General features: G+C 36.7%; 15 protein-coding genes. 10 read left to right on the top strand and 5 right to left on the bottom strand.

All coding sequences use genetic code 11. From position 1 onward, the window contains the following. The coding region (locus V7137_RS09380) for a CAP domain-containing protein (RefSeq protein WP_335697838.1) at positions 1–1074 on the top strand (1074 nt) is incomplete at its 5' end. 19 nt (positions 1075–1093) lie between these two features. Here the strand turns inward: V7137_RS09380 and V7137_RS09385 are convergent. After that, complete coding sequence (locus V7137_RS09385; RefSeq protein ID WP_335697839.1) at positions 1094–1453, bottom strand: hypothetical protein; 360 nt, start codon at positions 1451–1453, stop codon at positions 1094–1096. 23 nt (positions 1454–1476) lie between these two features. After that, on the bottom strand, positions 1477–1959 hold the full coding sequence (locus V7137_RS09390) for a PaaI family thioesterase (protein WP_335697840.1): 483 nt from the start codon (positions 1957–1959) through the stop codon (positions 1477–1479). 148 nt (positions 1960–2107) lie between these two features. Between V7137_RS09390 and V7137_RS09395 the strand changes: the two genes are divergently transcribed. From V7137_RS09395 to V7137_RS09415, 5 genes are all read left to right on the top strand, one after another. Beyond that, on the top strand, positions 2108–2512 hold the full coding sequence (locus V7137_RS09395; protein ID WP_335697841.1) for a YlbD family protein: 405 nt from the start codon (positions 2108–2110) through the stop codon (positions 2510–2512). 19 nt (positions 2513–2531) lie between these two features. Beyond that, complete coding sequence (locus V7137_RS09400; RefSeq protein WP_335697842.1) at positions 2532–2771, top strand: YlbE-like family protein; 240 nt, start codon at positions 2532–2534, stop codon at positions 2769–2771. Between the two features lie 109 nt (positions 2772–2880). After that, positions 2881–3246 carry a hypothetical protein gene (locus tag V7137_RS09405; RefSeq protein WP_335697843.1) on the top strand — a complete coding sequence of 122 codons (366 nt, stop codon included), beginning with the start codon at positions 2881–2883 and terminating at the stop codon, positions 3244–3246. 61 nt (positions 3247–3307) lie between these two features. Then, complete coding sequence (locus V7137_RS09410; protein WP_335697844.1) at positions 3308–3751, top strand: YlbF family regulator; 444 nt, start codon at positions 3308–3310, stop codon at positions 3749–3751. A 160-nt stretch (positions 3752–3911) separates the two neighbouring features. Further along, the gene (locus V7137_RS09415) at positions 3912–4187 is read left to right on the top strand and encodes a YlbG family protein (protein ID WP_218345728.1); all 276 of its coding nucleotides are present in this window, start codon (positions 3912–3914) and stop codon (positions 4185–4187) included. 33 nt (positions 4188–4220) lie between these two features. On the opposite strand, the gene V7137_RS09420 is transcribed toward V7137_RS09415, so the two are convergent. Beyond that, positions 4221–4610, bottom strand: a complete 390-nt coding sequence (locus tag V7137_RS09420) for a DUF7147 family protein (RefSeq protein WP_335697845.1) — start codon at positions 4608–4610, stop codon at positions 4221–4223. 410 nt (positions 4611–5020) lie between these two features. Here V7137_RS09420 and rsmD point away from each other — a divergent pair, with 410 nt between their 5' ends. Both rsmD and coaD read left to right on the top strand, forming a co-directional pair. Further along, on the top strand, positions 5021–5581 hold the full coding sequence (rsmD, locus tag V7137_RS09425; protein ID WP_335697846.1) for a 16S rRNA (guanine(966)-N(2))-methyltransferase RsmD: 561 nt from the start codon (positions 5021–5023) through the stop codon (positions 5579–5581). A gap of 12 nt (positions 5582–5593) precedes the next feature. Further along, positions 5594–6076, top strand: a complete 483-nt coding sequence (coaD, locus tag V7137_RS09430; protein ID WP_335697847.1) for a pantetheine-phosphate adenylyltransferase — start codon at positions 5594–5596, stop codon at positions 6074–6076. Between the two features lie 87 nt (positions 6077–6163). Here the strand turns inward: coaD and ylbJ are convergent, their stop codons facing one another. Next, the gene (ylbJ, locus tag V7137_RS09435; protein ID WP_335697848.1) at positions 6164–7378 is read right to left on the bottom strand and encodes a sporulation integral membrane protein YlbJ; all 1215 of its coding nucleotides are present in this window, start codon (positions 7376–7378) and stop codon (positions 6164–6166) included. Between the two features lie 235 nt (positions 7379–7613). Between ylbJ and V7137_RS09440 the strand changes: the two genes are divergently transcribed. After that, positions 7614–8393: a patatin-like phospholipase family protein gene (locus tag V7137_RS09440; RefSeq protein WP_335697849.1), complete on the top strand. Its 780-nt coding sequence runs from the start codon at positions 7614–7616 to the stop codon at positions 8391–8393. Positions 8394–8400: 7 nt separating this feature from the next. After that, positions 8401–9420, top strand: coding sequence for a SepM family pheromone-processing serine protease (locus V7137_RS09445; protein WP_335697850.1), 1020 nt, complete (start codon positions 8401–8403; stop codon positions 9418–9420). Between the two features lie 112 nt (positions 9421–9532). Here the strand turns inward: V7137_RS09445 and V7137_RS09450 are convergent, their stop codons facing one another. Then, entirely contained in the window at positions 9533–10747 is a 1215-nt protein-coding gene (locus V7137_RS09450; RefSeq protein WP_335697851.1) for a nucleotidyltransferase, read from the bottom strand. Between the last annotated feature and the right edge of the window lie 39 nt (positions 10748–10786).

Genomic DNA, 10786 nt, shown 5'->3' on the forward strand with positions numbered 1-10786 from the left:
CTGCGTATACTGTCAAAAATACTTATTCTTTCAGCAGTTTTCTTAACCATTGGTTTTTATGTTAGTATAAATGAAAATAATGAAAGTAATATTTTAATTAAAGAAAATAATACATCAGAAATAAAACAATCAATACCACAAAATCCAGTAAATAAGCCTAGTAAAAAAATTGTCTCAGAAAAACCGAATGAGGGATTAGCTTTACTTATTGGGAAAAAAGAAGTTGAACTAGAAAAAGTTCTTGGTACACCAGCACGGATCGATGAATCACAATATGGTTATCAGTGGTATATTTATAATCAAAATCCTAAAAGTTATCTGCAAGTAGGTGTGGAAAATAAACGGATTGTTACCATTTTTGCCATTGGTCAAAATTTAGATGTAGCACCATTTGAAATCGGACAACCAGTTGAGGAAATTTTTAATACTCATTATATTGATACAAATTTTAATCTCGAATATAATCGAAATTCCTATCGCTTTGAACTTAATGATACGGATTTAAATCTTCGACCAATGGTGCAATTGGGTGATATTTTTGTTCAGCTATATATAGATAAGTTTACGGGTAATCTCTCAAGTGTCCGTTTCTTGGATGCACCCACACTAATTAAACAACGTCCCTATGAACTTGTTTATAATGGTGTTCTAATCCAAGCGCCTGTTCCTAGTGAGGAAATGCAGCGTAAAATAGATGAAAATACAGAACAAGAGATATTTGACATAACCAATGTTTTAAGAGAGAGGAATAAACTTAAAAGTTTGAAGTGGGATGAAAATACGGCGAAAGCAGCTTTCCAACACAGTAAGGACATGTCGGAAAACAATGACTTTTCTCATACATCTAAGAAATTTGGAGACCTTGCTAAGAGATTAAAAACAGCTGATGTGGTATATCAGGCTGCTGGTGAAAATATTGCGGCAAATTATACGGACGGCCCTGCTGTGGTGGAAGGGTGGCTAAATAGTAAAGGACATCGTGAGGCACTTTTAAACAATGAATATACCCATCTTGGAGTAGGAGTATATCAAAAGTACTATACACAAAACTTTATAGAAAAAACAGAACAATAAAAAAGGTGATCATTTTCGGTCACCTTTTTTCAATTATATATTCATTGAATAAAAATTTGTTCTCTTCCCATTTCCCATAAACTCTTATGTATTCCCCAACTTTAAAGGAAACTATCTGGAAGTCTTTTGTAATCGGGGTAATTTTCTGGATAGTAATGAACTTGGTCTCTGTTTGCAGTTTTAACGACTGCACATAAATAAAGCGATGATAATAAAACCGTTGCTTCTCCTCTATAAGGCTCTTTATTACCCCTGTTACAACCGCTTCCTGCTGGACATGACCAGCCAAAGCCCACTTAGTATCATTCTCCTTCATCTCTTTTTTTGTAAGCCAAAAAAAGTAAAGGCAAATAATTGGAATGACAATGGCGGTAACCATTATGAATCAGACTCCTCCGGTCATTATTTGCTAATAATAAAGAATGTACCTGTTGCATAGGCAATTTTTTTGCCATCACTACGATAGGCTTCTCCTGAAATAACCATGGTTTTGCTACCTTTATGAATAATTTCTGCTTTACAACGGAGTGATTCTCCAATTCCTGGTGCTATGTAATGGATATTCAATTGATTGGTAACTGCCCCTAATCCTTTCGGCAAGTAATAATTTGCCAAACTGCCCATCGCAGTATCTAGAACGGTCGCTGTAATCCCGCCATGGACAATATCTAAGTTATTATGAAGAGTAGGGTGAAGCGGGATGGAAATTTCGCAGGTATTCTCCACAAATTTTCTTTCCATTTGAAGAATCCCGTCAATATAGGTACTGCGATTTTGATTTATTTTTTGTTTGAATCCATTTAAAAGGTAAGCAAGAGAAGTTAGGTCAGCCTCTGAGCCATTTTCCATACATGTTTCTAATAATTGACGTATTTCATCTTTCATTTTATATACCTCTTTCATTTCTTATTCTTTTGACATCTTATCATTAACAGGAAAAATATTAAATATATACATCTTTCTGAGTTCTTTCACATTTTGAATGTTATTACATATTGTATTATTGGCAGTAATATGGGCTGAGGTGAGAAAAATGACACAAAAAAAATTACACCCTACCGTCATACAATTTAAAGACTTTGTTAAAAACAATCCAAAACTTATCCAGGAAGTACGGACAGGGAAGGCGACCTGGCAGGAGTTATACGAAGAGTGGTATTTATTAGGGGAAGAGGATACCCGCTGGGAAACGATTGGAACTAATAATGAAACTGCCGATGAAGAAAATGTAGAATCGAAAGGCGATTGGATTTCTAGTATTATGGGAATGGTTAAGAAAATGGATCCAAATCAAATGCAAAACCATATTAACAACCTAAGCCAGGCCCTAGGTGCGATCCAAGGTGTTATTTCACAATTTCAAGGAAACAATCCAGCTGGGGGTACAGTAAAACCGCAAGAAGGACCTAAGCATCCCTTTATGTTTAGAAAAGACTGATGGAAAGGAACTTTAATTTATGAGAAAAGATGTACTTGAATATATAGAAAGTCAGAAGGACTTAAAACAGTTTATCCGCGAACAACCAATCTGGTACAGGAAGGTATCAAGAAATCCTTATGATTTGCAGGCACTTGAAATTCAATCGTTGCATTATCATAAAAAGACCATTCCAGATCAAGTTAACAAATTTTCAAATAGTGTCCAAATGGCTTCTATGATGTATCATATGTTTCAAGCGATGAAAAATCAAAATTAACAAAGCCCCAAATTATTCTCTTTGAGGCTTTTTTTGTATGTAATTAAGGTTTAAGACTAAAAAATGAAATGGAGGCGAACAATACAAGCAAAAGAAGGAGTGAACCAAATTGAAAAAGCATTTTCCAAGGGTTATCCTTATGGTCTTAATAACTGGTATTCTTTTCGGATTTAATAATGTCTCGCCAAAAGAGGAAATACCTTCACTATTCGTCCAGCACCAAATAAAAGGAGAGACAGTATTCATTAATTGTATCGTTACAGGTATCAGTTTTCGTGAAACTGACCATTCCAAGAAAAGATTCGGTAAGATTGTTATTTGGATTGATGGCAAGAAAAAATCTGAAGTTAATGCAGCGGCATTTATGATTAAAGGGTTATCGCCGGGAAGTCATAGTGTTAAGCTGGAAGTTGTCGATTTAAATAATGCATCGTATGGAATGGAGAAAGAATTTATGGTAAAAATTACTAGATAAATTGTATATTTCGCATTACTAACACTTTCATGTTAAAATATCAGTGGAGGTGGGCGAAAACGTGCTTGCTACATTAGAAAGAGTTGAATTATTGGAACAGGCGGAACAGCTAGCTAAGATGGTTTTAGAATCAGATATAGCAGAACAATATCAGATTTGTTTATATAAATTGCAAAATAACAAAGAGTCACAGCGTAAAATAAAGCGTTTTGTTAGTCTAAAGGAACTATATGATGAGGTACAACGGTTTGGTAAATACCATCCTGATTATAAAAAGGTCATGACACAAATCCGTGAAAATAAGAGAGAAATGGATTTAGATCCCCTTGTAGCGGAGTTTAAATTGGCCGAAAATGATTTGCAACACCTTCTAGATGCGATCAGCATTATCGTAGGCGGTGCTGTCTCAGAACATATAAAGGTACCAACCGGCAACCAGTTCTTTGAAACAAAATCTAGCCATAGCAGTGGTTGTGGCGGTGGCGGCAGCTGTAGTTGCGGGTGAGGAAAATCAGCTTATGAAAGCTGATTTTTTCTTTAGAGTGCAGTAATTTATCTTGTTACAACCATATAATATTAGAAAGAAGTAAAGTTTGAATTGAAATGAATCGTTTTAATATGCTAGACTTATTTAAAATGATGGTTCTGTTGAAGGGGAAAAAAGTATGTTTGTTCAAAGACAAGGATTGGTTGTGTGGCTTTACTCTCTAAAACAAGCTAAAATGCTTAGGCGCTTCGGAAATGTACATTATGTTTCAAAAAAGCTGAAATATGTTGTACTGTATTGTAATCAAGAAGAAGTAGATGAAATAATGGAAAAGTTGAATTCTTTTTCGTTTGTAAAAAAAGTAGAGCCTTCATATAAACCATTCTTAAGAATGGAGTATGAAAATTCAGCTCCCGATAAAGCAAAAGAATACGATTATAAGATGGGTATTTAAAAAGGTGAGGGGATTCAGGTCCCTCACCTTTTGCTATTGAAGTGGCAGTAAATAATGATTAAGCCTGAGAATACCAATTAGATATTGGTAATATAGTTCCTTTTCATAAAAGATGGAGGAGGGCTTTACCGTTAATTCACAAATTTGTTTATCATATTTCGAAGCGGTTTGAGCAAAAAGATCATACCTTTTATTTGGAGTAAAATTTGGATTTGGAATACCCTCCCGGCAAATATAAAGAGGTTGAAACTTTCCAGGGTCAGTCGGTTTAAGGACAACAACTAGGGAGGTAAGTTCCTTTTGCTCAATTTTTGTATGGAGAGCAAGCATGTGTTGAAGACGGTGTTGATTAGCATTTGTAAGTTCTAGTAATTCATATAAATCTGAATATCCTTCACCTAATTCAATAAAACGTTGGATCAATGAAAACGCTCCTTTTAACAATGAGTCAATTCATCAATACTTTATCACTAATTTTTGATTTTTTGAATAAAAACTAAAAAAAAAACCTGCAGAACATTCTGCAGGGTCCTTCCAAATCCTCAAAAAGGATAGAAGGCAAAGGGAGAGGAGAAACCGGAGGAAGAACTTATGGGGAAACGTAAGTCTTCTCCGCGGTTGGCAACAACATCCTCGAATTGATGTTGTTAATTACATTATTTCCACAACCCAAAAGCTTATACGTGCTTTATCATAAAATTTCGTGATAAACCACTCTGTTTGGTACTCAACTATTAAATGAAGAGATATCATCAACAGAATTGTCTACTTTTTATAAATTATGGTAGGATGTATTAAGCAATTATTTCTCAAAAAAATGTGGTGATAAGTAAGTGAGAGTGGTTTCAGGCATTTGTAAAGGAAGACCGCTGAAAGCAGTTCCAGGAAATACAACTCGACCGACAACCGATAAGGTCAAAGAAGCTTTATTTAATATGATTGGACCTTATTTTGATGGCGGGATTGGGTTAGACCTATTTGCTGGTAGTGGTGGATTAGGTTTGGAGGCGTTAAGCAGAGGATTGGAAAAAGTGATTTTTATTGATCGTGAATCAAAGGCGATTCAGGTGATCCATGAAAATATTAAAGCTTGTAAATTTGAGGATCAAGCTGAGGTTTATCGCAATGATGCCGATCGGGCATTAAAGGCTCTCATTAATAGAGAAATCTGCTTCGATTATATATTTTTAGACCCGCCATACAAAAAACAACAACTAGTCAATTTAATGGAAAAAATGGATAAGCAGAATATAGTAAAAACAGATGGCATCATTGTCTGTGAACATAGCTTTGATGTTGAATTACCGAAATCAGTAGGAAGATTTAGCCAAATAAAACACGAGAAGTATGGGATTATTGCAGTAACGATTTATAAACGAACAGATATTGAGTAAGGGGGAATCAATTTGACAAAAATCGCCGTTTGTCCAGGAAGCTTTGACCCAATTACATATGGTCATTTAGATATTATTAGAAGAGGTGCCAAAGTATTTGATACTGTTTATGTGAGCGTTTTAAACAATTCATCTAAAAACCCTTTATTCACAGTTGAAGAGCGAATGAATCTAATCAAGGCTGTAACAAAAGATCTTCCTAATGTTAAAGTAGATGTTCATTCTGGCTTACTTGTTGATTATGCAAAGGCTGTTAATGCTAATGCCATCATCCGTGGATTGCGGGCGGTTTCTGACTTTGAGTACGAAATGCAAATCACATCGATGAATAGAGTACTTAATGAGGATATCGAAACCTTTTTTATCATGACCAACAATCAATTTTCGTTTTTAAGCTCAAGTATTGTAAAAGAAGTGGCAAAGTATAATGGGGATATTTCGACACTTGTACCGCCAATCGTTGAAAAAGAATTAAAAAAGAAGTTCAAGTCATAAATAAAAAAGAGCTAGCAAGTGAACTGCCCATCCAATTTTTCATTGTGTCAAACAATTGGGATGAAGTTCATAGTGCGAAGCTCTTTTTTATTGTTTTTTTAGGCGGGAATATAAGATCAGCACATATACGAACAGTGAGATAATGGTGATAATCGGCCCTACAACAATCACTTTATGGTAAATGTGGTCTACCCATGATCCATCATCGAAAAAACCAACAGGCAAGGCATTTGAAGGCTGTTCATTTCCTTTAAAACGCAAATAAACGGGCTTCCATAAGATCAATGCGAATATGCTTGCAAAAATACCGTGAATGATTCTAGCGATGAAAAAGGGCTGAAATCTAATATCTGTTTGTGCAAGGATACTTGCAACCTGGGCTTGGACGCTAAAACCACTAAAGGCTAAAATAAAGCTGGTTATCATCGCTTTTTGTAATAGAGTGGCATCTAGCACTTGACTGGTTAATTGACTACCTGAAGTAATTTCAAATAAACCTGAAATAAACGGAATACTTAACATTTCTGGGAATGACAACGATGATAACAGGACCTCAACTGATTTAGCCAATGTTGCAGTGATATGTAAATGATAAAGTATTTTGTTTATTACCGAGAATAAAATAATAAAACCACCAACCATTAATAAGGTTTGAATGGATGAGTTGACTGCATCCCCTAATAGTTTTCCAATCGGTCGATTGTCTTTTAATCTTGTTTGATGCAAGGCTGATAAAGCAGAACGGATTTTGAACTTTTTACTTTTCGGCGTGATTTCATCAGGGGAATCCTTTCCATAAAAGCGCATAATTAATCCAACACAAATATTACCTAAATAGTGGGATAATGCGAGGGTAACCCCTAAATGAGGATTATAGAAAAACCCGACCGAAACCGCCCCAAAGATAAATAAAGGATTAGAGGAATTTGTAAATGAAACAAGTCTCTCCGCTTCAATTTGTGTTAACTGGCCTTCTTCTCTTAATCTTGCCGTAAATTTTGCTCCAGCTGGGAACCCAGAAGCCATACCCATCGCCCAAACAAAACCGCCAACACCTGGCACCTTAAATAATGGTCTCATTAGAGGTTCCAATAGTACACCAATAAATTTAACAACTCCAAAACCAATTAACATTTCAGAAACAATAAAAAAAGGTAACAAGGATGGAAAAACAATTTCCCACCACATATTTAGGCCGCGAATCGAAGCATCTAATGACTCCTGCGGATAAAATAATAGAGAGCCAGCTAAAATGGTGACGGATATCGATAAAAAAATCGTTTTTAATTTGGACCGAAACAATGAAGGGACCTCCTCCCAAGGGGATCGTTGAACTGTGCAAGCAATTAATTGAATGTTAAAATAAAGAAATATTCTATCCTGACTTGTCCTCATATAACACAAATATACTCATAGAACGTTTATTTAGACCATAAGATTGAACGAGATTTCACTTTTGTAGGGGAGGGTCTTCGTTAAGTCCGTCTATTGAGGAAATCAAATAATTCTATTTGGTATTTTTAGGAGGTCTACAGTTATGGAGCACCCTAAAATAGGCTTAGCGCTTGGCTCGGGAGGTGCACGCGGGTTTGCTCATTTAGGTGTTATTAAGGCATTAAAGGACGCTGGAATTCCGATTCATCTGATTGCAGGCAGCAGCATGGGAGCACTAGTAGCAAGTTTTTACGGTGCAGGAATTGATATGGACCGGTTATATAAATTATCTACAGCGTTTAAGAGGAAATACTTTTTGGACTTTACGGTTCCGAAAATGGGCTTTATCTCTGGTAAGAAAGTAAAAGAATTCATTAAGGTCTTTACCCACGGGAAAAATATTGAAGATTTATCCATTCCAATCGGGATCGTTGCAACTGATTTATTGACGGGGGAAAAGGTGGTTTTTAAAACGGGCCCTGTCGCAGATGCTGTTCGAGCAAGCATCTCCATTCCAGGTATTTTTGTGCCGGAAAAATACAATGGAAGAATCCTTGTGGATGGTGGTGTATCAGATCGCGTTCCTGTTTCTGTCGCTAAAGAGATGGGCGCGGATATCGTTATCGCAGTAGATGTTTCCAGGGTCAAGCGAAATGCTGAAATTACCTCTATTTATGATGTCATCATGCAGAGCATAGACATAATGCAAGCCGAAATAATTAACAATAGGGAAATTGCTGCTAGTGTGATGATTCGCCCTCCAGTCGAACTTTATAGTTCACGAGCCTTTACAAATATAGTGGAGATTATTAACCTAGGTGAGGAAGAAGCGATAAAACATCTTACACAAATTAAAACGGTAATTGAACAGTGGAAGGGGTAAACATTGCATGCGCAAAAAAATATATATAGCTTCAACTCTCATATTGGCCATTATTTTAATTGGGGGAATGTTTTATTCATTGCCTTATTATGTTTCGAAACCAGGAATGGCAAAAGAACTTGGACCAATCATCACTGTCGATGGTGGTGATATGGACGAAGGAAATTTTATGCTGACAACGGTTAGAATGGGCAGAGCGAATATTTACTCCTTTTTAGAAGCAAAGATAAGAAAATATGAAGAGCTTTATCCACTTGATATGATTTTAAATAAAACAGAAACAGAGGAAGAGTATAATGCCAGACAACTCCACCTTATGGCAGGGTCAAAATTAAATGCGATCGAAGTTGCTTACCGAAAGGCGGGGTTACCGGTTAAATACAAATATAAAGGGATTTATGTGGTTCAGGTAATTCCTAATATGCCTGCTGACGGGGCACTTTTCACGGGTGACCGTATTGTTAAAGTAGATGGGAAACAATTGCCTTCCTCGGAAAAATTCATTGAATACGTTAGTAAGAAACATGCCGGTGAAAAGGTAACACTATCATATTTACGAAACAAAAGTAAAAAGACTGTGACATTAAAACTGCAGCCATTTAAAGAAGATCCGCAAAAGGTTGGAATTGGGATTTCTCTTGTTGATGATAAAGAAATAATAGTGGATCCTAAAGTTAAGGTAAGGACTGATGAAATTGGCGGGCCGTCTGCAGGGTTCATGTTTTCTTTAGAAATCTATAACCAGTTGACAGAAGGCGATTTGACAAAGGGCTATCAGATTGCTGGAACAGGAACAATTGATGTGGATGGTACAGTTGGACCAATTGGTGGAATTGAACAAAAAATAGTGGCAGCAGACAAGGCAGGTGCGGAAATCTTTTTAGCTCCTAATGAAAAAGGGATCAAGAATTCCAACTACCGGGATGCAGTAAAGACCGCCCGTGAAATAAACACCAAAATGAAGATTGTCCCAATCGATACATTTGACGAAGCTGTTAGTTATTTAGAAAAGTTAAAGAAAAAATAAAAAAGATGGTGCGCATGCATCATCTTTTTTATTGGCTGTGTTAAACTTGCATGTTGATTTGCGCTCCAGGACGCTTCGCTTTCCGCGGGCNNCTTTAAAACAGCCTTTTTATTTATCGAATATAAATAGGCGGCTGCTCATATTCCTGACGGATCAGTTTGTTTTTTAAACGACTAGGGATACCAAGCGAATAAATCCGTGAAGCCCGGATGTCAAGGTCAATCTCATTTTCGGTAAAAGAAGAAAGTTTTGATATTAGCGGGAGACTGAGGTGAGATTTTGTTTTATTTAAGTATTCTCTTCCCCTTGTGGTCATGCCCAAAAGTCTTAAGTAAGAGGCTTTTTCTGAGATAAATGCCATTTCCGCTTTTTTTGTGTTTGTTAAAATATGAACACATAGCCTTTGCAGCCTAGTCCAAGTATACCGTTTCGTTTTAATTTGCTGCATAAAATCATGAAAACTATTAGCCTCTCTAGCTGCAGAAAGGAGTCTGTTTTCAAGACCCTCTTCCATTTCATAAATTTCCCTCAGTTCTTCCGGCCTAGCGTGCAGTAACCGAAATTGAAGATAACTCCAATAATTTTCCCATTGGTGAAATACTTGATATGATTCTAGATACTCTTTAAGCAACTGTTTCGTAGGCTCGGGTACATACTGGTCAATAGCGGATTTTCCATTGCTGTGAGTAAAGATAGCTTTCCGGATACTTGTTGCACTTGCAATCGTAGCAGAGGAAAAATCTTCATCATGATAGTTCGCATTTTTTCGAGCAATCGTCATTGGAATGATAGTGGACTTTTGATGTTGTATTGCTTTTATGTATTCGAGTCCAAGTATATTATTCGGCTTAGCTAAATCCAAAAACTTTTCCGAATCTGGTAAATGCCCAAATGCAAGAGATACGGCTTTTGGATAACTGACCCCTGTGTCTATGTATTGTTTAATGTTTTCATTTAATTGCCGTTGCTTCCCTTCCAAGTAATCGATTGTTTGAAGGAAAGACGTTATGTCTCCGCTCTCGCTCCCAAAACAGAGGCAATTAATGCCTGCTGCATCCAAAATCGACACGGCGCCATAGGCAAAGGTTTCCGCTTTTTGAGTGGCGTAGGCATAAGGAAGTTCAAAAACAATATCTACGCCATTTAGCAATGCCATTTTCGTCCGCTGCCATTTGGATACAAGTGCAGGTTCTCCGCGTTGTAAAAAGTTACCGCTCATAACTGCGATAACAACATCGGCCTCTGCTGCATCCTTTGATGCCTGTAAATGGTAGGCATGTCCATTATGAAAAGGGTTATATTCCACAATTAATCCAACAGCTTTCATTTCTTCTCTCCTTATAATCTAGGCTCCCCGGACCGCCCG

This window comes from Neobacillus drentensis (genome assembly GCF_036962765.1).
Taxonomy (GTDB): Bacteria; Bacillota; Bacilli; order Bacillales; family Cytobacillaceae; genus Neobacillus; species Neobacillus drentensis_C.

Coding starts and splice junctions, on each gene's coding strand:
- V7137_RS09400 (WP_335697842.1), top strand. CDS start 2,532: ATGAGAAAAGATGTACTTGAATATATAGAAAGTCAGAAGGACTTAAAA.
- V7137_RS09390 (WP_335697840.1), bottom strand. CDS start 1,959: ATGAAAGATGAAATACGTCAATTATTAGAAACATGTATGGAAAATGGC.
- V7137_RS09385 (WP_335697839.1), bottom strand. CDS start 1,453: ATGGTTACCGCCATTGTCATTCCAATTATTTGCCTTTACTTTTTTTGG.
- V7137_RS09450 (WP_335697851.1), bottom strand. CDS start 10,747: ATGAAAGCTGTTGGATTAATTGTGGAATATAACCCTTTTCATAATGGA.
- V7137_RS09445 (WP_335697850.1), top strand. CDS start 8,401: ATGCGCAAAAAAATATATATAGCTTCAACTCTCATATTGGCCATTATT.
- V7137_RS09415 (WP_218345728.1), top strand. CDS start 3,912: ATGTTTGTTCAAAGACAAGGATTGGTTGTGTGGCTTTACTCTCTAAAA.
- V7137_RS09440 (WP_335697849.1), top strand. CDS start 7,614: ATGGAGCACCCTAAAATAGGCTTAGCGCTTGGCTCGGGAGGTGCACGC.
- V7137_RS09395 (WP_335697841.1), top strand. CDS start 2,108: ATGACACAAAAAAAATTACACCCTACCGTCATACAATTTAAAGACTTT.